This window comes from Pseudomonas sp. Leaf434 (assembly GCF_001425545.1).
GTDB lineage: Bacteria > Pseudomonadota > Gammaproteobacteria > Pseudomonadales > Pseudomonadaceae > Aquipseudomonas > Aquipseudomonas siliginis.
Genome location: NZ_LMQZ01000001.1, coordinates 1,332,535 through 1,355,281 on the forward strand (window position 1 = coordinate 1,332,535; position 22,747 = coordinate 1,355,281).

Sequence of the window (22,747 nt, forward strand, 5' to 3'; positions counted from 1 at the left end):
CCTGCGTAAATTTCGCGGCCTCGGAGATGCAAACGGGTGATTAGCTCAGCTGGGAGAGCGTCTGCCTTACAAGCAGAATGTCGGCGGTTCGATCCCGTCATCACCCACCACTCCCGAGAAGCTTGCGCAAGCAAGAGAGTAGGCTGAAAGTGCCTGCACCGACGCGCAGCGGTAGTTCAGTCGGTTAGAATACCGGCCTGTCACGCCGGGGGTCGCGGGTTCGAGTCCCGTCCGCTGCGCCATATTTTACGAGTCAGATTCATCTGATTCGCGATTGCAAGGCACCGAAGCCGGCAATCAAAACGAGTTACTTGAGCGCAAGCTCAAAGCGATACGCAGCGGTAGTTCAGTCGGTTAGAATACCGGCCTGTCACGCCGGGGGTCGCGGGTTCGAGTCCCGTCCGCTGCGCCATATCTGTTTCAAGGACCACTGAACGCCTTGAAGCGCCGAAATCAGCCATTGGCTGAATCGGATCGATAGCAAAGACCCTGGTCGAAAGACCGGGGTTTTTTGTGTCTGAAATTTAGCTATTCCTCTCTCGAACTCCTACGCAAATCGTCCTGTAGGAGCTGCGGCACGCTGCGATCTTTTGATCTTGATTTTAAAAAGCAAGATCAGAAGATCGCAGCCTCTTTTCACTCGACAGCTCCTGCAAGAATCTCTGCAAGCCTTCTGCGGTGCTACGTCGCATTGATTTTTTGATTATTTAGTCAGGTTTTTGTAACTGGTTGTTTGCTGTGGGCGCAGAAACCTTTAAAGTTAACCTTTCGGTCAGCTTTGCACTGTCAACACAGCTCTTTGCTTCGCCAGAAAGAGCTTCTGCACGACTCGAGATCCCCAGTAGATAACCACAAGGGCGGACCTATAACCGCCCAGAGGATGATCCATGTCCAACCGTGAAATATCCCGGCGCTCGTTCCTCCAGGGCGGGCTGGTCGCGGGTGTGAGCGTTACGCTTACGCCGCTCAGCAGTCAGGCGCTGGCTGCCTTGATGGAAAACAGCGTCACCGTGCCGTCCGAGAAATGGCTCGGCAATAACGGCAAGGCCCGTCAACGCAACGATGCCTTGTCCAAGGTCTGCGGCAGCAAGGTGTTTGCCCGCGACATCCGCGCCAAGGACATGCCTGGCTGGCCTGAGCAACAAGGCCACGCCATGCTGCTGAAAACCATCAAGGCCGACCATATCTACGCAGGTTACGACCTGTCGTGGCTCGGCGCCGATCTGCAGCCGGACCGCATCGTCACCGCTGCCGATCTGGACAAGGACGGTATCCACTTCCCCGAAGAGCACGCGCCTGATCCATTGCTGCCCGAAGGCAAGGTACCGATGTTCATCGGTCACCCGGTGGCGATCCTGATCTGGAACGATTTCGAGCGTTTCCGTCGGGCCAAGAACCAACTCAAATTCAATGACAAAGCGATTCGTTACGGCGCCAAAGTGCCGTTCTACGAAGGTGATCCCTACGGCAGCTTCCGCTATGTGCGCGTCGGTGGCGCGACCTCGGCGGATGAAGACGAGTTCGCCAGCCTCAAGGATTCGATTCTGTTCCCGATGCTGAAGAACCGCCGTCCAGTGTGGAATGCATCGCCGAACCTGCATGGCAACCTCACCGAGCGCGGTCTGTTCTACGCCGATCGCATGAAGCAGGAGATCGACACGCCGCCAGACAACTGGCTGGTGTTCGATGAGCGCTACAAGACGCCGTCGATCGAACCGGCCGCCCTCGAGCCGGACAACGGCAACGGCTGGTACGACCCGAAAACCAAAACCCTGCATTTCGTCGTGGCGACCCAGTGCCCGCTGGAAGTCGCGACCGAGACAGCGAAGATGATCGGGCCGTCGCGTTTCGGCCTGGCCAATCTGAACATGCACCCGGGCTATACCGTCGGCTATGGCTCCAAAGACCACAACATTTTCGTCTACTACGCAGCCCTGGCCGCGCTGTACGGCGCCGGTGTGCCGGTGCGTCTGGCCAACGACCGCTATGAGCAATTCCAGAGCGGCATCAAGCGTCACCCGTTCGACATCCGCTACCAGTTGGCCGTGGACAAGAATGACTACACCTTCAAGATTTTCCGCGCGGAAATGAGCGTCGACGGCGGCGGTCGGGTCAACTACAGCCCATCGGTGGCAGCGGTTGGCGCCACGGCTGCGCAGTCGATCTACTACATGCCGCAGAACGACCTGCAAGTCACCGCGTATCACTCGCGCGCGGTCGAGGCGGGTTCGATGCGCGGTTACGGCACCCTGCAAAGCATGGCGGCGACCGAAATGATGGTCGACGAGATCGCCAATCGTCTGGGTGTCGACGCCATCGATTTGCGCCGCAGGAATGCCCTGCGTTCCGGTATGAAAAATACCCAGGGCGCAATCCCGGCCGGTGCACTGCGCCTGCACGAAATTCTCGACAAGGCCTCGGTGCACGAAGTCTGGAAAAACCGCGACACGATCAAGCAACAACGTGAAGCGGCAGACCCGGATAACTGGTACGGCGTCGGTTTCGCCATCTGCCAGAAAGACTTCGGTACCGGCTCCGAAGCGCCGATGGCCAGCATCGAATTCACCGCAGACGGGCGCATCACCCTGCGCCACATCGGTATCGAAATCGGCACCGGCATGTCCACTTCGCAAGCCTTGGTCGTCGCCGATTTCCTCGGCAGCCCGGCGCATGATGTGAAGACCGGCGAAACCGAGTGGCAGGAAATGCAGCTGATCACCAGCGGCAACCCGTACATCATGAGTCAGGCCGAACAGGACAATCTGCTGCGCAACCCGCGCTGGGTCGGCAAGCTGGCGTCGGCGTCCTCGGCGACCAACTCCGCCTATTACTTCAGTCATGCGACCCGTGAAGCGGCGCGGGTGCTGTTCAACCATGGTTTGTGGCCGGCGGCGCTGGAGATATGGCGTCAGGGGCCGTACGGCGGCCAGGCCAACCCTTACGTGGTGCGTCGCGAAGATGCGCATTGGGTCGACGGCAAGCTGACCGCCAACGGCATGCAGCCGCTGAGTTTCGAAGAACTGGCCAAACGCGCCCACGAACGCGGTCTGGTGACTGGCGCCACGGTGCACGGTTTCAACCGTTGGAGTTGGGCCGAGGCCGAGTACAGCATCGACGGCGTGCGCGAGCGCTTGCCGCTCGACGGTCTGGCGGTGAAATACGGCGATGGCGCGCCACAAGCGAAGAAAGCACAGATGAACAGTGCCGGCTTCCACCTGCTCGATCGGCAGAACGTCAACTACCCGGTAGTGCAGTTGAACAACGCTGCCGTGACCTATTACAGCCCGGTCGCGACGCTGGTCGAGCTGAAGGTCAACAAAGGCTCGGCGGAGGTTCAGGTGCTCAACCACCATTCTTGGATCGAGTGCGGGCGCGTGTTGGTTGAAGAGTTGGTCAAGGGCCAGCTCGAAGGCGGTATCGCCATGGGTATTGGTCATGCGCTGATGGAAGAGATGCCGTTGTACGAAGGCGGGCCGGGGGAGGGTGACTGGAACTTCAACCGTTACCGTCTGCCGATGGCGCGTCACGTTGCGGTGTGGAAGCAGACTGCGGAGATCCTGCCGCCGCTGTCGCCGAGCGATCCGTCCAAGGGCATCGCCGAAGTGGTGATGATCCCGATTGTCGGTGCCATCGGTAACGCCGTGGCGCATGCCATCGGCAAACGTGTTCGCGACCTGCCCATCACTGCTGCGCGCATCAAGGAGGCCCTCAATGGCTAACCGTCCGCTTCAACTGACCCTCAATGGTCAATCCGTCGGCCCGGTGGACATCCCTGATGACCTGCCGATGATCGACTACCTGCACGAATACAAAAACCTCACCGGCTCGCGGCTGGGCTGCGGTCAGGGGATCTGCCACGCCTGCGTGGTGATCGTCGATAACCCCGACGGTACCAGCGAAGAAGTGCGCACCTGCATCACCGGCGCGCACTACTTCGAGGGCAAGAAAGTCCGCACCATCGAAGGCCACGCCACTCGCGACGAGCAGGGCCAGGTCACCGAGCTCAATCCGATTCAGCAGCGCTTTGTCGACGAGTTCGCCTTCCAGTGCAGCTACTGCGCGCCAGGCTTCGTCAACGCCGCGACGGTGTTGGTCGAGAAGCTGCAGCGCCAGCCGATTGTCAAAAGTCAGCTGGAACAGGTGATCGAGGACAGCCTCGGCCATCACGTCTGCCGCTGCACCGGGTACGTGCGTTATTACAACGCCACGCGCAACGTGCTGACCGATCTTGGTCTGGTCAAGGAGGGTTGAGCATGAAGCGTTTACTGACCCGCCTGACTTTTGCGGTCGGACTGGCTGCGCCGTTTTTGGCGGTCCACGCCGATGAACAGGTAAAGCGCGGCGAATACCTCGCCCGCGCCGCTGACTGCATGGCCTGCCACACCGCACCGGGTGGCGCGCCCTATGCCGGCGGCCTGCCGATCGTGTCGCCGTTCGGCACGATCTACGGCACCAACATCACCCCGAGCAAAGAGCACGGCATCGGTCTGTACAACGATGACGAGTTCTTCGCTGCGCTGACCGAAGGCAAACGGCGCGACGGTGCGAATCTGTATCCGGCGATGCCGTACACTTCGTATCACCTGATGCCGCGCGCCGATTCCGATGCGATTCACGCGTATCTGAAAACCATCGAGCCGATCGAACGCGCCGCGCCGGTGACCAGCCTGAGCTTTCCGTTCAATGTGCGTCTGGGCCTGACCGGCTGGAACATGCTCTACGGCAAAGACGTCAAGCTGGAGCCCGCCGAAGGCAAAAGTGCGGCGTGGAAGCGTGGCCAGTATATGGTCGACGTCCTCGGCCATTGCGGTGAATGCCATACGCCACGCGGCCTGCCCGGCGCGATGCAAATGGACAAGCGCATGACCGGCGGCATCCTCAATGGTTATCTGGCGCCGAGCCTGCTGGCTACCGACCTGGCCGCGCGCGGCTGGAATCAGCAGGATCTAAGCACGTTTCTCAAGCATGGCATGAGCGCGCAAGGAACGATGTTCAACGAAATGTTCCCGGTGTTTCACAACAGCACTCAAGGTCTGAGCGATGCTGATCTGGCGGCAATGGCGACGTTCCTGCTTGGCGAGCAACCGCCACCAGCCAAAGAGCTCGTCGAAGTACCGCTGGACAAGCTCAGCCCGAGTGCCCAGCGCGGCCGTCAGGAATATCTGAACGTCTGCGCCGGTTGTCACGCGGTTGGCGGTGAAGGCAAACCGCACATTGCAGTGGCCATGCGTGGCAACACGACGTTGCGTCTGGAAGATCCGCGCAATCTGTTGCGAGTGATCGAGGACGGCATCGGCGAACAGAAGTTCTCCGGCTTCGAGCGCATGCAGCCGATGCCGGGGTTTGCTGAAAAGCTCAGTCCTGAGCAATTGACCGATCTGCTCAACTACCTGCGTCAGGGTTGGGGCGGCCAGAGCGCTGAGCTGGCAGTAAGTGAAGTGCAGAAGCTGCAAGCCGACGCGCCGAGCGTCGAGCACAAGGCCCACTGATATGCAGCATCTCGATCTGCAAGTGGTGCGTAAGGCGCTGGAATGGTCGGTGGCCGGGCAGCGAATCTGGCTGTGCACGGTGCTGACCACTTACGGCTCGGCACCGCGCGCGCCGGGTTCGCTGCTCGCGGTGAACGAAGGCGGGCAGTGGATCGGTTCGCTGTCGGGCGGTTGCGTTGAGGAGGATTTTCTTCAGCGCGTTGCCGAAGGTGCGTTTCTCGAAGCAGTAAGCGTCGTGCGTTACGGCGAAGGCGATGATCCGCGCTCGCGGGTCAGTCTGCCTTGCGGTGGCATTCTCGATGTGTTGGTGGAAAAACTTGACGCCGACTGCGCGGTGCAGGCGCATCTGCGTGAACTGGAATCAGCGCTGCTGGGTCAGCGTCGTCTGCTTCGCGAAGTCGATCTGGCCAGCGGTGCTCGCGTTCTGTTGGCTGATCGCGAGCAGGGTGCACGGATCGAGCGTGAGATTGATCGGGTGCGCATCCGTATCGGTGCAGCACAGCGCTTGTTGCTCGCCGGCTACTCCAGTGTGGCGCAGGTCTGTGCCGAGTTCGCGGTAGGACTTGGCTTCGAAGTGATTCTCTGCGATCCGCGCGAGGAGGTGCTGGAAGGTGTGGTGCTCAATGGCGTGGAAATCCGTCGGCAGTTGCCTTCGGTGTTTATTGCCGACGGTGGTTGTCATCGCGATACGGCGGTAGTGGCGTTGACCCACGATCCGCGTTTCGATGATCTGGCGATGATGGAGGCGGTGCGCACCAAGGCGTTTTACATCGGTGTGATGGGATCGCTGCAGACGTCGCAAAAACGCTTTGAGCGCTTACGTCGCATTGGTGGTTTGAGCGAGGCGGAGCTGGCGCGGATTCATGCGCCGATCGGCCTCAACCTCGGCAGCAAGACACCGGCGGAAATTGCGCTGGCGGTGCTGGCGGATATCCTGCGGATTCGCAGCGGGATCGCTCGGGATCAGCTCTGATCCTAAGCCTTGCTGAATCTGCTGTGGCGAGGGGATTTATCCCCGTTGGACTGCGCAGCAGTCCCCTCCTGCTCAAGAGGGGGCGCTTCGCACCCCCAACGGGGATAAATCCCCTCGCCACAATGGTGTTTATAGGCCGTACTTATCGCGCAGCCCGTAATACCAGGCGCCCAGCGCGGCAAACGGTGTGCGTAGCAGTTGCCCGCCGGGGAAGGGGTAGTGGGGCAGGTCGGCAAAGGCATCGAAACGCTCGGCCTGACCGCGCAACGCTTCGGCGAGGACTTTGCCAGCCAGGTGCGTGTAGGTGACGCCGTGGCCGCTGCAGCCCTGCGAGTAATAGATGTTGTCGCCCAGGCGCCCGACCTGCGGTAAGCGCGAAAGGGTCAGCAGGAAGTTGCCGGTCCAGGCGTAGTCGATCTTCACGTCCTTGAGTTGCGGGAAAGCCTTGAGCATCTTCGGGCGGATGATCGCTTCGATGTTCGCCGGATCGCGAGCGCCATAGACTACACCGCCGCCGAAGATCAGGCGTTTGTCGGCGGTCAGGCGATAGTAGTCGAGTAGATAGTTGCAATCCTCCACGCAGTAATCCTGCGGCAGCAATGCTTTCGCCAGCTCATCACCCAAGGGCTCGGTGGTGATCACCTGAGTGCCGCACGGCATCGATTTGGCCGCCAGCTCGGGCACCAGATTACCAAGATAGGCGTTGCCGGCGACGATGATGAACCTGGCCCTGACCTTGCCTTGCGGTGTATGCACAACCGGATTGGCCCCGCGCTCGATGCGCACGGCAGGTGATTGCTCATAGATGGTGCCGCCGAGAGACTCGACTGCCGCCGCTTCACCGAGCGCCAGATTCAGCGGATGGATGTGGCCGCCGCTCATATCGAGCATGCCGCCGACGTATTGATCGCAACCCACCACTTCACGGATGCGGCGTTGGTCCATCAGTTCCAGCTGAGTGTGACCAAAGCGTTCCCACAACCGTTTCTGCGATTCAAGGTGGCCCATTTGTTTGGCGGAAAGGGCGGCGAATACACCACCGTCTTTCAGGTCGCACTGGATGTTGTATCTGGCCACGCGCTCGCGAATGATCCGGCCGCCTTCAAAGGCCATTTCGCCGAGCAGTTGCGCCTGCTTGGGGCCGACCGTGCGTTCGATGACATCAATGTCGCGGCTATAGCTGTTGACGATCTGCCCACCGTTTCGGCCAGAGGCGCCAAAACCGACTTTCGCCGCTTCCAGCACGGTTACGCGAAAACCGTTCTCCAACAGGAACAGGGCGGACGACAGCCCGGTATACCCGGCGCCGATCACACAGACGTCCGTCTCCACATCATCCTGCAGCACAGGGCGTGGTGGTACGGCATTGGCCGACGCAGCGTAATAAGACTCTGGGTATTGGGTGTTCGCCATCCTGCCGCCTCTGTTTAATATATTTTACGAGTGTGCCGATCCTACCCGAGTTGAAAAACCTCCGCCAGCCACCGGAAAATCTTCGTCGCTGAGGCGAAATTAAATATTTTGCATATTCATAGGGTTAGGTGAAAAAAAGGTGTTGACACCCCTCCGGAATTCCGTAGAATGCCGCCTCACAGCAGGCACGTAGCTCAGTTGGTTAGAGCACCACCTTGACATGGTGGGGGTCGTTGGTTCGAGTCCAATCGCGCCTACCAAACAAAATCCGCTCTGCTGGGCGGTCTAGAAGGGCTCACCGAAAGGTGAGCCCTTTTTTGTTGTCTGCGATTTGCGCAACGCTTGTTCCCAGTCATTTCCGCTTCGCTCTGATCAGCTCTCCATTCATTACTATTTGGGCAAAGTGATCAAGCGCCATTTTGGTGCGTTTTTCTACCATTTCGTTGTTGAAAACACCTGAATATCCAAAGGCTTACAGCTATTTTTCTCCAGCCGGTTATCGAAAAAGCCTTGTTGCATGTTGGGAATTTAAGTAGCATCCGACCTGCGTTCACCACCACGGTTTATGCATTTTTAAATCCCAAGCTTCCATCAGCTGCTTGGGATTTTTTTTGCCTGCGATTTGGCGTTTGGCATCTGTCTCGCCGTCACCTCCAAGCGAGGCCCCGCTTTTTCGTCTACTACTGACTGGCCGATTTTCAACTCTTTGTAAGGGAGTGCGTCGATGCTGAGTCAGTGGATCCTTGCGGCTGTTCATCTATTCGCGTTTGCCTTGGCTTTCTGGGCGGTACTGACGCGCGGCACAGCGTTCAGCCAGCTCTCGGCGGGCACGGGAGAGCTCAAGCGCGTGCTGCTCGCGGATAACCTCTGGGGGCTTTCAGCTTTGACGCTGCTTATAACCGGAGCGATGCGTGCGTTTGGTGGTTACGAGAAAGGCTCTGACTATTACCTGCATCAGCCGCTGTTTCATCTGAAGATGACGTTGTTAGTGCTGATCCTGCTGGTAGAGCTTGCACCCATGATCACGCTGATCAAATGGCGCATCGCATCGTCGCGCGGGGTAGCGCCTGATGCCGGGCGTGCGAAGTTGTACGCGCGAATCAGTCATGTTGAAGCGCTGCTGCTGATCCTGATGATGGTCGCGGCGACGGGCATGGCGCGTGGCGTGATATTCGCTTAGAAGGCGAAATTCTCCGCGCTCTATCGGAAACGTCCGACAGCCAGCTCCGGGAGTGAAAGGTAATATCGGCGTAAGAAAGGAGGGAGTGACAAGTGAAAGGAGTCAGTGTGCTTCAGGCGCCGTGCCCAGCGGGGTGAAATGCGGATGGCTAAACGGCGCGTGAATCTTTAGCCAGTCTTGCGCGACGGCAATAGGACTGGCTACGTAATGCAAAGTGGCTCAGGGCGTTTGCGGCTTGTCCGGAGCGGTCAGGCCGGCCTGGATGCGTTGGTAAATTTCTTCACGGTGCACTGCCACGTTTTTCGGAGCGTTGATGCCGATGCGAACCTGTTGGCCGCTGACTCCGAGGATGGTGATCGTGATGTCATCACCAATGTTTATGCTTTCACCGACTTTGCGGGTGAGTATCAGCATGGTCTTCTCCTTGATTGCTTTGTAGGGCACCTGATTCAGACAGTGCAGAGGTCGGTGGTATCTATAGATTAGTGCGAAGTCTCACGGTTTGGGTGCCTCTTTCTGACGCGCAGATGCGGCATTAATTCCCAGGGCGTAACTATACAGAGGCTGCAATCATCATTCTCGTTGTTTTGTGCCCATTTTGCGGGGCTCGCGAAGTATTTATGAATGATAAGATCGCCGCTTTGTGAATTCCGAGGAAAGCGTTGTGCGCAAATTGGTTTGGCTGGTAGCGGCACTGGCATTGGCAGGCTGCGGTGAAGGCAAGAGTGTAGATGCGCCAAAGCCTGAGACAAAGGTCGCGGCAGCGCCGGCGGCCGCCGCGCCACAGTGGGATCTGGAAGTGCGTGGCGAAACTCCGCAGGCTGTCAGTGACCTGAGCGGCTGGTTGATCGAGCATGCTTTCGTTCCGACGGTCGTCAAGGACGGCAGCGGTAAAACACGAATTCTGATCGGTCCGTTCAATTCCCAGGCTGACGCCGAGGCGCGCAAGGTGCAGGTGGATGCGGCATTGGTAAAAGCCAAGAAACAAAATATCGAGTCGGTGGTGATTGAGCATCCCCTCACGCCATAAGCGTAGCGCCTTCAAAACAGGTTGAACGCCAAACGTGAAAAAGGCCTCGAGCATAACGCTCGAGGCCTTTTTATTTGTGCTGCGATCAGCCGCAGGCTTTAAGATTTACCGAGCCGACAAACTCGTTGCCGCGCCCCATCACGCACGCCACGCTCTGGTTGCGCTGACGTTCCCAGTCCTGCACTGGATAGGTCTTGTCCCACGCTTCGTACAACTGCCGATCCTGCTTCGACAGGCGCAGTCCGTATTGTTTGCTCATGTAAAAATACGTGCGGGCGATCATGCCGCGGATCGAAGGGCGGGGCATGACCTTCTTGGCCTTGAAGTCGACCTGCGTCAGGCAGGATCCATACTGACCGGACTGCACCGGCAACCAGCCGTAGCTGAAGTTGCTGCGATCACCGTTGACCTCACCGATGCTCGGTACCAGGTTGTGCAGGTCAGCTTCGGCCTTTTGATAAACCGGATCGTAACGCGTGCAATTCTTGCGTCCGCCTTGCTGCCAGCACTGCCGCTGATGCCCGATCTGCCAGGCCGGCACGATGTGCTCCCACTCGATCCTCGATGCACGCTTGGCGTTCTTGCGCGGCACATAGCCGCAAGCCTTGAGATCGACGCGGTTGCCGGTGTACTTGCAGCCGCAGTAGAACTCCGTGGACTGCGGCGCATAAAGTTTCCATGCGGCTTTCTTGGCTTCGGAAAATGTACGTGGGGCGCCAGCCTGGGCGCCCACGGCGAAAAACAACAACAGCAAAGCAACACAGCGGACACTCATTGAATCAATCTTCCTTCGGCACAACCCAAAAAATCTGCACGCCACCGTCATCGCGATAGGCGAGGGTGACGTTGTCGTTCTCGTCGATTTCCTCGAGCAAGCGCTCCCAGTCGTCCATCGGCTCATCCGGCAGACGGAAAATCAGTGCGGCTTTGGCTTTTTGTGCGGTGGGGGAATTGATGATTTTCTGAACGCGCATACCCATGCGTTCATAAGCGTCAGGAGCAGCAGGAGAGGTGGCCACGAGGTTATCCTTATTAAGCTGTACGTGCATACAGTATTTAACTGTAAGCGATTTCGCAACTGCTTAAAATTCAAGAAAATCCTCTGACAGCGGGTTTCCGATTTTGGTGTAGGACTTGTCGAGATTTTTGTGGGAAAAGTATTGGAAGGGTGTAAGCGGGGCACCACCTGTCAAGCTGACAGGTGATGCGCAATTGCCCGATCGAGAAGTGATCAGGCGATGTTCAATCAGTATTCCCAGAACATCCGTTGCAGCTCTTTGCTGTCGTTGGTCTTGGTCAGTGCAACCATCGCCAGGATGCGGGCTTTCTGAGGGTTCAGGTCGTGAGCGACAACCCAGTCGTATTTGTCGTCGGGCTGTTCGGCGTTACGCAGGACAAAGCCGCCGGCGTTGACGTGGGACGAGCGAATGATCTGCACGCCATCCTTGCGCAGCGCTTGCAGGGATGGAACCACGCGAGAGGATACCGAACCGTTGCCAGTGCCGGCGTGGATGATGGCTTTGGCGCCGGCTTGAGCCAGTGCCTTGTAGGCGGTATCGCTGACGTTGCCGTAGGAGTAGGCAATTTCTACGTCAGGCAGGCTCTTGATGTCCTTGATGTCGAATTCCGAATCCATGGTGTGACGCTTGGCCGGCAGGCGGAACCAGTAGGATTTGCCTTCGACCACCATGCCCAGCGGACCCCAGGCGTTTTTGAATGCTTCGGTCTTGATGTTGATCATTTTGCTGACGTCGCGACCGGACTGGATCTCGTCGTTCATGGTCACCAGCACACCTTTGCCGCGTGCTTCTTTGCTGCTCGCCACGGCGACGGCGTTGTACAGGTTAAGCATGCCGTCTGCCGACATGGCAGTGCCCGGACGCATCGAACCTACGACGATGATCGGCTTGTCGGTCTTCTCGACAAGGTTCAGGAAGTAAGCGGTTTCTTCGAGGGTGTCGGTGCCGTGGGTGATAACGATGCCGTCCACGTCCTTGCTGTCAGCCAGTTCGGAAACGCGACGACCCAATTGCAGCAGGTTGTCGTTGGTGATGCTTTCCGAAGCGATCTGCATGACTTGTTCGCCACGCACGTTAGCCAGTTTGCTCAACTCGGGAATGCCGGCAATCAGTTGTTCGATACCGACTTTCGCTGCCTGATAAGTGGCGCTGTTGGCAGCACTGGCGCCGGCGCCAGCGATGGTGCCGCCTGTGGCGAGGACGACGACGTTGGCCAGTTTCGTCTGGGTTTCGGCTTCTTTTGCCTGAAGGGCAGCAGGCAGGAGCAGGAGGAGGGCCAATGCGCCCGGAATCAAAGTATTGAAAGCAGATTTCATTATTTTTCTCTCTAGTCGTGAGACGGTGCTGATGCAGGTTCATCTAGATGCGCCCCAAGCCGATCTGAATGCTCGAGGTGCAAGGACGGGAGCAGGATTCATACCATGCGTAATGTGCTGGCGGAAAATGTTTAACCCAATGATTTAAATCAATATTTGTCGAGGGCTGGAGCATCGTTGAGGATCCATCCATCCGGGATTCCGAACGACAGGCGGATTCGTGTTCGGCTCGCCGATAGGCAATCTCTGAAAAGCCAGGCGGGTGACAAATCCCCGCTAAAGAAATGTGCTCTCAGGCCGATGCGTCCTCAAGGAAACCAAATCTTAGGAGTTCACATGTCACTGACGGTCGGTTTTGCCAATCCCGCTGCAGTCACCATTGGCGGTAAAACTGCAGCGACGATCAACAGCCTGAACGATGCGACCAATGAGACTTCGGCGCAGGCGCTGGGTACCGAAAAGACTGAGAAGAATCAGGTCAGAACCGGTGGCGGGCCTGTGCAGGAAAACAGTGAAACCGAGGCTGACAGCAATCTCAGCATCACCGTCAAGACGTTGCTCAAGCGGATGAAGGAATTGCAGAAGCAACTTCAGGAGCAGCAACAGCAACTGGCTGCGGCTCAGGCTGCAAGCTATCCGACTCCCGAAGCGAAGTCCCAGGCAGTGATGTCGATTCAGGGCCAGATCGCGCAAACCAGCGCCGCACTGGCAGAAGTGGCGGGTGCGTTGGTCAAGGAGATGTCGAAAAGCGCTACCAGCGGTGGCCTGGTCAACACGACCGCCTGAAGCGTCTGATGGCCGACTCAGCGATTCGGCCTACAACAAAAGACGATTTCTGATTGTTGACAAATGTCAGCGGGATTCTCATAGTTCGGTCTACGCAAACGTTTGCGCGACTTGGAAGGGCATCTGCTCCCGGAGTCGTGACGTAGCTTACGTCAGCGCAAACGTTGCTCACAATAATCATAAGATCGGAGTGAACCCATGAAGCTGCCATTCGCCGCACGTCTTCTTGCTGTCGCTATGCTGGCTGCCACAGCCGCCGCACTACCTGTCTCCTCGGCGTTCGCCGAATCTGCAGAAAAGCCCAAAGTCGCGCTGGTCATGAAATCCTTGGCCAACGAATTCTTCCTGACCATGGAAGACGGCGCCAAGGCCTACCAGAAAGAACACTCCGCCGATTTCGATCTGATCTCCAACGGTATCAAGGACGAAACCGACACTGCCGGCCAGACTCGCATCGTCGAACAGATGATCCTGGCCAAGGTGAATGCACTGGTGATCGCGCCTTCTGACTCCAAGGCCATGGTGCCTGTGATCAAGAAGGCCGTAGACGCCGGTATCACGGTGATCAACATCGACAACCAGCTTGATCCCGCCGTGGTCAAAAGCAAGAACATCAACGTGCCGTTCGTAGGTCCGGACAACCGCAAGGGTGCACGTCTGGTTGGCGAATATCTGGCCAAGCAACTGAAGGCGGGCGACGAGGTCGGCATCATCGAAGGCGTGTCCACCACCACCAACGCGCAGGCGCGCACGGCCGGTTTCAAGGACGCGATGGAAGCCGCGCAGATCAAAGTGGTCTCGCTGCAGTCCGGTGACTGGGAAATCGACAAGGGCAACAAGGTTGCGGCTTCGATCCTCAGTGAATACCCGGATGTCAAAGCGCTGCTGGCCGGTAACGACAGCATGGCGGTCGGTGCCGTTTCCGCAGTCCGTGCCGCTGGTAAGGCTGGGCAGGTGAAAGTCGTCGGTTACGACAATATCAATGCCATCAAGCCAATGCTCAAGGACGGCCGCGTGCTGGCGACGGCTGATCAGTTTGCAGCCAAGCAGGCCGTGTTCGGCATCGAAACCGCGCTGAAGATCATCAAAGGCGAGAAAGTCGACAGCGGTGCCAACGGCGTGATCGAAACACCGGTCGAGCTGATCACCCAGTAAGTCATCTGGCGACACAACGGCGCTCGTCCGTCCGGGCGAGCGCGTGGAGATTCCTATGTCAGTTTCCGCTCCGAACGCTGTCCTCTCGGTCAGCGGTATCGGCAAGACCTATGCGCAACCGGTGCTCACCGGCATCGATCTGACGCTGATGCGCGGTGAAGTACTGGCGCTGACCGGCGAAAATGGTGCCGGCAAAAGTACCCTGTCGAAGATTATTGGTGGTCTGGTCACACCCACTACCGGCCAGATGCAATTCCACGGCAAGGATTATCGTCCGGGCAGCCGTACCCAGGCCGAAGAGCTTGGCGTGCGGATGGTCATGCAAGAACTCAATCTGTTGCCGACGCTGTCGGTGGCGGAAAACCTCTTTCTGGATAATCTGCCGAGCAGCGCTGGCTGGATCAGCCGCAAGCAGTTGCGCAAGGCCGCGATCGAAGCCATGGCGCAAGTCGGCCTCGATGCGATCGATCCGGACACGCTGGTCGGCGAACTCGGTATCGGCCATCAGCAGATGGTTGAAATCGCGCGCAACCTGATCGGCGACTGCCATGTGCTGATCCTTGACGAGCCGACCGCGATGCTCACGGCGCGCGAAGTCGAAATGCTCTTCGAGCAGATCAGCCGATTGCAGGCCCGCGGCGTTTCCATCATCTATATCTCTCACCGTCTCGAAGAACTGGCGCGGGTGGCGCAGCGTATTGCCGTGCTGCGTGACGGCAACCTGGTCTGCGTCGAGCCGATGGCCAACTACAACAGCGAGCAACTGGTCACCTTGATGGTCGGTCGCGAACTGGGTGAACACATCGACATGGGGCCGCGCAAGATCGGCGCTCCGGCGTTGACGGTCAAAGGCCTGACCCGCTCTGACAAAGTCCGCGACGTCTCTTTTGAGGTGCGTGCCGGGGAGATCTTCGGCATTTCCGGATTGATCGGGGCAGGGCGCACGGAATTGCTGCGGCTGATATTCGGTGCCGATGCTGCCGACAGCGGCACCATCGCGCTCGGCTCCCCGGCCAAGGTCGTGAGTGTTCGCTCGCCAGTCGATGCCGTACGCAATGGCATCGCGTTGATCACCGAGGATCGCAAGGGCGAAGGGCTGCTGCTCAGTCAGTCGATCAGCGCCAACATCGCCCTGGGTAACATGCCGGAAATCTCCAGTGGCGGTTTCGTCAACAACGGCGACGAAATCTCCCTGGCGAAGCGTCAGATCGAAGCCATGCGCATCCGCAGCTCGAGCCCGACGCAGTTGGTTTCGGAACTGTCCGGCGGCAATCAGCAGAAGGTCGTGATCGGTCGCTGGCTGGAGCGCGACTGTTCGGTGCTGCTGTTCGACGAGCCGACTCGCGGGATTGATGTCGGCGCCAAGTTCGATATTTACGGTTTGCTCGGTGAGTTGACCCGCCAGGGCAAGGCGTTGGTGGTGGTGTCCAGTGACTTGCGCGAGTTGATGCTGATCTGTGACCGGATCGGCGTGCTTTCGGCGGGGCGTCTGATCGACACCTTCGAGCGCGACAGCTGGACCCAGGATGATTTGCTTGCCGCCGCATTCGCCGGCTACCAGAAACGTGATGCGTTGCTCAATGAGGCAGCGCCTAGGGATCTCCCATGAAAACTGCATCTTCTGCCAGTAAACGTAGTGGCAATTTCTTTGGCCTGGGTACTTATCTGGGCCTGGCCGGTGCATTGCTGGCGATGATTGCGCTGTTCTCGGTTCTGAGCAGCCATTTCCTTTCGTACAACACTTTCAGCACCCTGGCCAACCAGATTCCCGACCTGATGGTGCTGGCCGTGGGCATGACCTTTGTGCTGATCATCGGCGGCATCGATTTGTCCGTCGGCTCGGTGCTGGCGTTGGCCGCATCGACGGTCAGCGTTGCGATTCTCGGCTGGGGCTGGAGCGTTTTGCCAGCGGCGCTGCTCGGCATGGCGGTGGCGGCGCTAGCCGGGACCATCACTGGCTCGATCACCGTGGCCTGGCGGATTCCGTCGTTCATCGTCTCTCTCGGCGTGCTGGAAATGGCCCGCGGTGTGGCGTATCAGATGACCGGGTCGCGGACTGCGTACATCGGCGATGCGTTCGCCTGGCTGTCGAATCCGATCGCGTTGGGCATTTCCCCGTCGTTCATCATCGCTTTGCTGGTGATCTTCATCGCGCAGGCAGTTTTGACCCGCACGGTTTTCGGCCGCTACCTGATCGGCATCGGCACCAACGAAGAAGCCGTGCGGCTGGCCGGGATCAATCCCAAGCCCTACAAGATTCTGGTGTTCAGCCTTATGGGGCTGCTGGCGGGCATTGCCGCTCTGTTTCAGATTTCGCGCCTGGAAGCGGCTGACCCGAACGCAGGTTCGGGTCTGGAACTGCAAGTGATCGCGGCGGTGGTTATCGGCGGTACCAGCCTGATGGGTGGACGCGGTTCGGTAATCAGTACTTTCTTTGGCGTGCTGATCATTTCCGTGCTCGCGGCCGGTCTCGCGCAGATTGGTGCGACGGAGCCGACCAAGCGCATCATCACCGGTGCGGTAATTGTTATCGCCGTGGTGCTCGACACCTATCGCAGTCAACGCGCCAGTCGCCGGGGCTGAACCATGGCAACGATCAAGGATGTAGCGGCGCTTGCGGGTATTTCCTACACGACCGTGTCGCACGTGGTGAACAACACCCGCCCGGTGAGTCAAGAAGTGCGGCGCAAAGTCGAGGCGGCGATCAAGAGCCTCGACTACGTTCCCAGTGCCGTGGCGCGCTCGCTGAAAGCCAAAACCACGGCGACCATCGGCCTGCTGGTGCCTAACAGCCTCAACCCGTACTTCGCTGAATTGGCGCGCGGAATCGAGGATTACTGCGAGCGCAACGGTTACTGCGTGATCCTCTGTAACTCCGACGACAATCCGGACAAGCAGCGCAGTTATCTGCGCGTGTTGCTGGAAAAACGCATCGACGGTTTGATCGTCGCCTCCGCCGGCGGTGACAGTGGTCTGGCGCAAGGGCTGGCGGGCGTGAAGACGCCGATGGTCATCGTCGACCGAGGCCTGGAGGGTGTAAATGCCGATCTGGTGCGCATCGACCACGAATACGGCGCTTATCTGGCAACCCGTCACCTGCTCGAGTTGGGGCATCGCGACATCGCCACCATCGGCGGTCCGGCCAGTACCAGCGTGGCGCAAATGCGTCAGGCCGGTTATTGCCGAGCGCTGCGAGAAGCGGGAATCGAGGTGCGCGAGGAGCGTATGCTCGAAAGCGACTTCACCAGCACTGGCGGTTACAACGCCGCTGCCCGGCTGCTCGAGATCAATCCGCCGAGCGCGATTTTTGCCGGTAACGACATGATTGGCATCGGTGTGCTGCGTGCGGCGGCTGAACGTAATGTCCGGGTACCGGCCGAGCTGTCGGTGATCGGCTTCGATGACATTCAGATGAGCCGTTATGTCTATCCGGCGCTGACCACGGTCGGCCAGTCGATCCTGCAACTGGGCGAGATGGCCGCCGAAGTGCTGTTGCGCAGAATTGCTGCGCCGGATTCGGGCACCGATCAACGCATCGTGACCCCGAGCATTGTCCTGCGCGAATCGACCGCGCCGCTGTCCGGCGTGTTCACCGAATATCGCTGAAACCGAATTGATGAGTAGTGATGTATGCCAGCAAATGTAGTGGTAATAGGCAGCCTGAACATGGACCTGGTCACCCGGGCGCCACGGCTGCCACGCGGCGGTGAAACGCTGATCGGTCATTCCTTTGCCACGGTGTCTGGCGGCAAGGGCGCCAATCAGGCGGTTGCTGCTGCGCGCTTGGGCGCTAAGGTGGCAATGATCGGTTGCGTCGGAAATGACGACTACGGTGTGCGATTGCGCGATGCCTTGCTCGCCGAGCACATCGACTGCGAGGCTGTCAGTGTCGTAGAGGATTCCAGTGGCGTAGCGCTGATTGTGGTGGATGACAACAGCCAGAACGCCATCGTGATTGTCGCCGGTGCCAACGGCGCGATGACGCCGGCAGTGATCGACCGCTTTGATGCGGTTTTACAGGCCGCCGATGTAGTGATCTGTCAGCTCGAGATTCCCGACGCGACGGTCGGGCATGCGCTCAAGCGTGCGCGTGAACTGGGCAAAACCGTCATCCTCAACCCGGCGCCGGCCAGCCGTCCTCTGCCGGCAGACTGGTTTGCCGCCATCGATTATCTGATTCCCAACGAAAGCGAAGCCGCCGCATTGAGCGGGCTCGCTGTCGACTCGCTGCAGTCGGCAGAAACGGCTGCCACTCAGTTGATTGCCATGGGCGCGGGCAAAGTCATCGTCACGTTAGGCGCGCAAGGCTCATTGTTCGCCAACGGTAACGGCTTCGAACATTTTCCCGCGCCGACCGTGAAGGCGGTCGATACCACGGCGGCGGGCGACACTTTCGTCGGCGGTTTTGCCGCTGCGCTGGCCGATGGCAAGACTGAGGCCGAGGCGATTCGCTACGGGCAGATCGCCGCTGCACTGTCGGTTACCCGCGCCGGTGCGCAACCGTCGATTCCAACCATGTCCGAAGTACAGGCGTTCAAACCCGCATGAAAAAGACTCCTCTGCTTAACGTCGCGCTGTCGCGACTGATCGCTTCTCTTGGCCACGGTGACATGGTCGTGATTGGCGATGCCGGTTTGCCCGTGCCACCGGGTGTCGAGTTGATTGATCTGGCGCTGACCCATGGCATCCCTGATTTCGTCAGCACGCTGAAAGTTGTACTCAGCGAGATGCAGGTAGAAAGCCATGTGCTGGCCAAAGAGATCTTCGACAAACAACCCACGGCACTTGCCGATCTGGACGCGTTGAACGAAGAGGGCGCGCTGGGCCGTAGGGATCTGCTCACCCACGAGCAGTTCAAGGTGCTTAGCCGACAAGCCAGGGCGATCATTCGTACAGGAGAATGTCAGCCGTACTGCAACATCGTTCTGGTCGCCGGGGTTACATTCTGATTTCCGATATCACCTGCACAAGGAATGCGCTATGCAACGCTATGCTGCAAAACTTCATCAACTGGTCCGGAGCCTGCTGCTTTTGTCTGTGATAACTGCGACCGGCGTTCAGGCCGCTGAAAAAATCGATTTGATCATCGACACCGATCCAGGCGCTGACGACGTTGTCGCTTTGCTCTTCGCGCTGGCGTCGCCGGATGAACTGAATATTCGCGCGTTAACGACTGTCGCCGGCAACGTGCGCCTGGACAAGACTTCGCGTAACGCGCGACTCGCTCGCGAATGGGCAGGGCGCGAAGACGTGCCGGTTTACGCTGGCGCACCGAAGCCGCTGATGCGCACGCCGATCTACGCCGAGAACATTCATGGCAAGGAAGGTTTGTCAGGCGTCACGGTTCACGAACCGAAGAAAGGCCTGGCGAAAGGCAATGCGGTCAATTACCTGATCGACACTCTTAAATCGGCCAAACCGCACAGCATCACCATTGCCATGCTCGGTCCGCAGACCAACCTGGCTCTGGCATTGATCCAGGAGCCGGAAATCGTTCAGGGCATCAAGGAAGTGGTGATCATGGGCGGGGCGCATTTCAACGGTGGCAACATCACCCCTGTGGCTGAATTCAACTTGTTCGCCGATCCGCAGGCTGCCGAGGTGGTGCTCAAGAGCGGGGTGAAGCTCACCTATCTGCCGCTGGACGTGACCCACAAGATCCTGACCAGCGATGCACGCCTGAAGCAGATCGCCGCGCTGAACAACAATGCGAGCAAGATCGTCGGCGACATTCTCAACGAATACATCAAGGGCGATATGGAGCACTACGGCATTCCCGGTGGCCCGGTGCATGACGCGACGGTTGTGGCGTATCTGCTCAAGCCTGAGTTGTTTACCGGTCGGGCGGTCAACGTCGTGGTGGATAGCCGTGAAGGACCGACATTCGGCCAGACCATTGTTGACTGGTATGACGGCCTGAAAGCACCGAAGAATGCATTCTGGGTCGAAAATGGCGACGCCCAGGGATTCTTTGATCTGCTGACCGAGCGCCTGAAACGCCTGAAATAATTCGTCAACCCGCAGGCGGTTTGCCTGCGGGTTTTCACTGCGGCTGTTCAGCCTGGCTGATCGGATAGCGTTCGAATACCTGATTGATAAAATGCTGCGCCGCTTCTATCCCCAACTCCTTGACCAGTAAATCAATGCCGATCAGCGCCAATTCTTCCGTCGTGCCGGGGCTGTAAGAGCTGTGTCCTTCGGCCCATTTGGCGTTGATGGCGGCGTCGATGCTTACACTGGTCATGGGAGGCTCGAAAGGTCAGGATGTCTGTTTTCGAGTTAACCATTTTGTGCGGCATTTGGCACTGCGACTTAGGCATGAGCGGAGCGCTATGCGACACTTGGTCTTTTCCGGCTTGCAAAGGACCCCGCTGTGCAGATTGATCTGAATACCCCTGACGGCCTCACACTCGAAGCAGTGCGCCAATTGCTTGCCTCGGGCAGTGACGACGTGCACAACCAATTGCGCGTGACCAAAGATGGCATTGCCTATCTGTCTACGGTGACCGGTGGGCAGGATATCGAGGGTCTGCTGTTTCGCCTGGAAACCTGGGCGAAGGGGTCGGGCTATGTGGGTAACGTCGCAGCCAGCGATGAAGTCTGGGTGATGCAGATTTTCAACGCACTCAAAGACAACTGGCCGAATCCGCCCTACGACTACATCGACGTTTATTGAGGTCGTTAATATTCAGTCACGAATGTTTGATGAGCCGGACAGGGCGGCTCAGGCACACTCGGCATTTTTCCGCTCGTGGGGCAGGGCATGGCTTGAGCCTTGAAACCAAACGCCGCATTGGCGGTCGCACGATCTCTGCTTAAACATTTGAAAACAAGGAGGCTTCATGCCTTTGAAGTTCGCGACACTGGGTGCACTTATGGCCGCTGCTCTGTTGGCTGGTTGCAGCACAACCTCCAGCGAGTCGGCAAAGGAGCCCGTGGCGGCTGAATCAGGAAATAGCCGCTGCGAAGCATCGGCAGCGCAATTTGCCATCGGCAAGAAGGCATCCCCTGAGTTGCTGGATCAGGCGCGTGCCAAGGCTGGGGCGCAAAATGCGCGTTTCCTCAAGCCGAACGACATGATCACCCTGGAATACCGCTCCGATCGCCTGAACCTGAACACCGATAACAACCTGGTAGTTACTCGCGTCAACTGCGGCTGAGTCCTTTTGTGTCAGGCATAAAAAACCCCGTCACCAGGACGGGGTTTTTTTAGTGCGCCGAGAAATTACTCTGGGCGAACCTGTGCAGCTTGCATACCCTTTTGGCCTTTCTCAGCCACGAAAGAGACGGTCTGGCCTTCTTTCAGGCTTTTGAAACCGTCGGATTCGATAGCTTTGAAGTGTACGAACAGGTCGTCACCGCCACCTTGAGGAGTGATGAAGCCGAAGCCTTTTTCATCGTTGAACCATTTAACGGTGCCGGTTTGGCGATTAGACATGGTGTATCTCCAAGAAACATATATTTTCAGTAGTGCTGTGCTGCTCAGGCCAACTGGGCACACCCGGGTATCATAGTCGAAATGTTCGCTTTGGTAGCCCCCCGGACGTGCTGTTTGCCAATCAGTCGTGTTTTCTTTACCACCTTGTTGCGCTGAAAGCCCCGGTTTGAAAGGCTTTCAGCGAAACGTAAAGACGATAAAAAAACCTGTAAAACCTGCATAAATCGTCTGAAAAGCCTCATTTCCAGCACTTTTTTCCGCCTTTCAGCCGATGTTAATGACCGGTTTTCTTATTTTTTCGGGGCGGTATTTGCCTTGCATTTGGTGATCTGGCCAAGGGCTTTCTTTTGCAATTCAGGCGTCGCCTTGTTGTCCATCAGCGCCTGAATGTCGCTGGCCGGATAGGACTTGATGGCGTCAGCTCCGCAAGCGCAGTGGGATTTCGCCGCGGCAGCACCGATTTGCTGGGTTGCAGCCTCAGTGCACTGGGCCATGTACTTCTCGCGCTCGCCTTTTGGCCAGTCGGCATGGGCGCTCAGTGGCAGCAGCAGAACGACGGGGGCGACGAGGGCGAATAAGCTTTTCAGACGCATGCGAGGATGCTCCTTGTGGGTCAATGTCTTGTTATCTGAGGGCGCAAGGGCCTATCAAGTTCAGCACTCTGGCATAAAAACGGACATTTGGCCTTCTGCCAAATCAGGACGTAAGCGACCGCTCATCTGTGCTAGCATGCCGGGCTCAAGCGTTCTCAGGCTTCGGATGACCTTCAGTCCCGAAGCGGTCGGCGTGCGAATTTTTCCGATTTGAATCCCAGTCACTCTGGTTCGGTTTTTCGGTTGGCCGCAAGGCTCCTGCCGCTGTAAGGCAGGCGTTCGTCATTGAATGGCCTGGATCGGATCTTGTACTGGCTCATCCCAACCCACGTGACCTTTGGTAGGGGTCACCACT

The 22,747-nt window shown here is 58.2% G+C and carries 24 protein-coding genes and 4 tRNA genes; 20 read left to right on the forward strand and 8 right to left on the reverse strand.

Annotation, left to right across the window (positions count from 1 at the left end):
• Positions 1-34 precede the first annotated feature (34 nt).
• The 7 genes from ASG55_RS05815 to ASG55_RS05845 all read left to right on the forward strand — a co-directional run bounded on the left by ASG55_RS05815 (position 35) and on the right by ASG55_RS05845 (position 6,462).
• Positions 35-110: transfer RNA gene (locus ASG55_RS05815), tRNA-Val, on the forward strand.
• A 55-nt stretch (positions 111-165) separates the two neighbouring features.
• Positions 166-242, forward strand: a tRNA-Asp gene (locus ASG55_RS05820).
• Between the two features lie 93 nt (positions 243-335).
• Positions 336-412 (forward strand) — tRNA-Asp (locus tag ASG55_RS05825).
• Positions 413-887: 475 nt separating this feature from the next.
• Positions 888-3,719 (forward strand): xanthine dehydrogenase family protein molybdopterin-binding subunit, encoded by a 2,832-nt coding sequence (locus tag ASG55_RS05830; protein WP_056784400.1) that lies wholly within the window; start codon positions 888-890, stop codon positions 3,717-3,719.
• Complete coding sequence (locus ASG55_RS05835) at positions 3,712-4,251, forward strand: (2Fe-2S)-binding protein (RefSeq protein ID WP_016773947.1); 540 nt, start codon at positions 3,712-3,714, stop codon at positions 4,249-4,251. The genes ASG55_RS05830 and ASG55_RS05835 overlap by 8 nt, the downstream gene beginning before the upstream one ends.
• Before the next feature lie 2 nt (positions 4,252-4,253).
• Positions 4,254-5,489 (forward strand): c-type cytochrome, encoded by a 1,236-nt coding sequence (locus tag ASG55_RS05840; RefSeq protein WP_056784403.1) that lies wholly within the window; start codon positions 4,254-4,256, stop codon positions 5,487-5,489.
• 1 nt (position 5,490) lies between these two features.
• The gene (locus ASG55_RS05845) at positions 5,491-6,462 is read left to right on the forward strand and encodes an XdhC family protein (protein WP_056784406.1); all 972 of its coding nucleotides are present in this window, start codon (positions 5,491-5,493) and stop codon (positions 6,460-6,462) included.
• 129 nt (positions 6,463-6,591) lie between these two features.
• On the opposite strand, the gene ASG55_RS05850 is transcribed toward ASG55_RS05845, so the two are convergent.
• Complete coding sequence (locus tag ASG55_RS05850) at positions 6,592-7,875, reverse strand: NAD(P)/FAD-dependent oxidoreductase (protein WP_041478544.1); 1,284 nt, start codon at positions 7,873-7,875, stop codon at positions 6,592-6,594.
• 183 nt (positions 7,876-8,058) lie between these two features.
• On the opposite strand from ASG55_RS05850, the gene ASG55_RS05855 reads away from it, so the two are divergent.
• Together ASG55_RS05855 and ASG55_RS05860 are read left to right on the forward strand one after the other, a co-directional pair.
• Positions 8,059-8,135 (forward strand) — tRNA-Val (locus ASG55_RS05855).
• Positions 8,136-8,599: 464 nt separating this feature from the next.
• Positions 8,600-9,055, forward strand: a complete 456-nt coding sequence (locus ASG55_RS05860) for a DUF2214 family protein (RefSeq protein ID WP_056784409.1) — start codon at positions 8,600-8,602, stop codon at positions 9,053-9,055.
• A gap of 219 nt (positions 9,056-9,274) precedes the next feature.
• On the opposite strand, the gene csrA is transcribed toward ASG55_RS05860, so the two are convergent.
• Complete coding sequence (gene csrA / locus ASG55_RS05865) at positions 9,275-9,469, reverse strand: carbon storage regulator CsrA (protein WP_003179932.1); 195 nt, start codon at positions 9,467-9,469, stop codon at positions 9,275-9,277.
• Between the two features lie 250 nt (positions 9,470-9,719).
• Here csrA and ASG55_RS05870 point away from each other — a divergent pair, with 250 nt between their 5' ends.
• Positions 9,720-10,085, forward strand: a complete 366-nt coding sequence (locus tag ASG55_RS05870; protein WP_056784413.1) for an SPOR domain-containing protein — start codon at positions 9,720-9,722, stop codon at positions 10,083-10,085.
• 85 nt (positions 10,086-10,170) lie between these two features.
• Here ASG55_RS05870 and ASG55_RS05875 read toward each other — a convergent pair whose 3' ends face one another.
• From ASG55_RS05875 to ASG55_RS05885, 3 genes are all read right to left on the reverse strand, one after another.
• Positions 10,171-10,860 (reverse strand): endonuclease, encoded by a 690-nt coding sequence (locus ASG55_RS05875; RefSeq protein WP_041478547.1) that lies wholly within the window; start codon positions 10,858-10,860, stop codon positions 10,171-10,173.
• A gap of 4 nt (positions 10,861-10,864) precedes the next feature.
• Positions 10,865-11,134: a DUF1654 domain-containing protein gene (locus tag ASG55_RS05880; RefSeq protein WP_016774035.1), complete on the reverse strand. Its 270-nt coding sequence runs from the start codon at positions 11,132-11,134 to the stop codon at positions 10,865-10,867.
• A gap of 197 nt (positions 11,135-11,331) precedes the next feature.
• Positions 11,332-12,420: an asparaginase gene (locus tag ASG55_RS05885; RefSeq protein ID WP_056784414.1), complete on the reverse strand. Its 1,089-nt coding sequence runs from the start codon at positions 12,418-12,420 to the stop codon at positions 11,332-11,334.
• 336 nt (positions 12,421-12,756) lie between these two features.
• On the opposite strand from ASG55_RS05885, the gene ASG55_RS05890 reads away from it, so the two are divergent.
• The 8 genes from ASG55_RS05890 to ASG55_RS05925 all read left to right on the forward strand — a co-directional run bounded on the left by ASG55_RS05890 (position 12,757) and on the right by ASG55_RS05925 (position 20,370).
• A complete protein-coding gene (locus ASG55_RS05890) occupies positions 12,757-13,206 on the forward strand; it encodes a hypothetical protein (protein WP_041478549.1) in 450 nt (149 codons plus the stop codon).
• Between the two features lie 198 nt (positions 13,207-13,404).
• Positions 13,405-14,361 carry a sugar ABC transporter substrate-binding protein gene (locus ASG55_RS05895; RefSeq protein WP_056784417.1) on the forward strand — a complete coding sequence of 319 codons (957 nt, stop codon included), beginning with the start codon at positions 13,405-13,407 and terminating at the stop codon, positions 14,359-14,361.
• A gap of 55 nt (positions 14,362-14,416) precedes the next feature.
• Complete coding sequence (locus ASG55_RS05900; RefSeq protein ID WP_056784422.1) at positions 14,417-15,970, forward strand: sugar ABC transporter ATP-binding protein; 1,554 nt, start codon at positions 14,417-14,419, stop codon at positions 15,968-15,970.
• Complete coding sequence (locus ASG55_RS05905; protein WP_056784425.1) at positions 15,967-16,944, forward strand: ABC transporter permease; 978 nt, start codon at positions 15,967-15,969, stop codon at positions 16,942-16,944. Before ASG55_RS05900 ends, ASG55_RS05905 begins: the two co-directional genes overlap by 4 nt.
• A gap of 3 nt (positions 16,945-16,947) precedes the next feature.
• Complete coding sequence (locus ASG55_RS05910; RefSeq protein ID WP_056784428.1) at positions 16,948-17,967, forward strand: LacI family DNA-binding transcriptional regulator; 1,020 nt, start codon at positions 16,948-16,950, stop codon at positions 17,965-17,967.
• A gap of 24 nt (positions 17,968-17,991) precedes the next feature.
• Entirely contained in the window at positions 17,992-18,909 is a 918-nt protein-coding gene (gene rbsK, locus ASG55_RS05915) for a ribokinase (RefSeq protein ID WP_056784430.1), read from the forward strand.
• Complete coding sequence (gene rbsD / locus ASG55_RS05920) at positions 18,906-19,310, forward strand: D-ribose pyranase (RefSeq protein WP_041478553.1); 405 nt, start codon at positions 18,906-18,908, stop codon at positions 19,308-19,310. The genes rbsK and rbsD overlap by 4 nt, the downstream gene beginning before the upstream one ends.
• A gap of 31 nt (positions 19,311-19,341) precedes the next feature.
• Complete coding sequence (locus ASG55_RS05925; protein ID WP_056784434.1) at positions 19,342-20,370, forward strand: nucleoside hydrolase; 1,029 nt, start codon at positions 19,342-19,344, stop codon at positions 20,368-20,370.
• A 34-nt stretch (positions 20,371-20,404) separates the two neighbouring features.
• Here ASG55_RS05925 and ASG55_RS05930 read toward each other — a convergent pair whose 3' ends face one another.
• Positions 20,405-20,605 carry a hypothetical protein gene (locus ASG55_RS05930; RefSeq protein ID WP_056784436.1) on the reverse strand — a complete coding sequence of 67 codons (201 nt, stop codon included), beginning with the start codon at positions 20,603-20,605 and terminating at the stop codon, positions 20,405-20,407.
• Positions 20,606-20,734: 129 nt separating this feature from the next.
• On the opposite strand from ASG55_RS05930, the gene ASG55_RS05935 reads away from it, so the two are divergent.
• Both ASG55_RS05935 and ASG55_RS05940 read left to right on the forward strand, forming a co-directional pair.
• Positions 20,735-21,037 (forward strand): hypothetical protein, encoded by a 303-nt coding sequence (locus tag ASG55_RS05935; RefSeq protein WP_056784439.1) that lies wholly within the window; start codon positions 20,735-20,737, stop codon positions 21,035-21,037.
• Positions 21,038-21,203: 166 nt separating this feature from the next.
• Positions 21,204-21,521, forward strand: a complete 318-nt coding sequence (locus ASG55_RS05940) for an I78 family peptidase inhibitor (RefSeq protein WP_016774047.1) — start codon at positions 21,204-21,206, stop codon at positions 21,519-21,521.
• Positions 21,522-21,586: 65 nt separating this feature from the next.
• Here ASG55_RS05940 and ASG55_RS05945 read toward each other — a convergent pair whose 3' ends face one another.
• Both ASG55_RS05945 and ASG55_RS05950 read right to left on the reverse strand, forming a co-directional pair.
• The gene (locus ASG55_RS05945) at positions 21,587-21,799 is read right to left on the reverse strand and encodes a cold-shock protein (protein WP_003179963.1); all 213 of its coding nucleotides are present in this window, start codon (positions 21,797-21,799) and stop codon (positions 21,587-21,589) included.
• Positions 21,800-22,089: 290 nt separating this feature from the next.
• Positions 22,090-22,392, reverse strand: a complete 303-nt coding sequence (locus ASG55_RS05950; RefSeq protein ID WP_056784441.1) for a hypothetical protein — start codon at positions 22,390-22,392, stop codon at positions 22,090-22,092.
• Positions 22,393-22,747 lie beyond the last annotated feature (355 nt).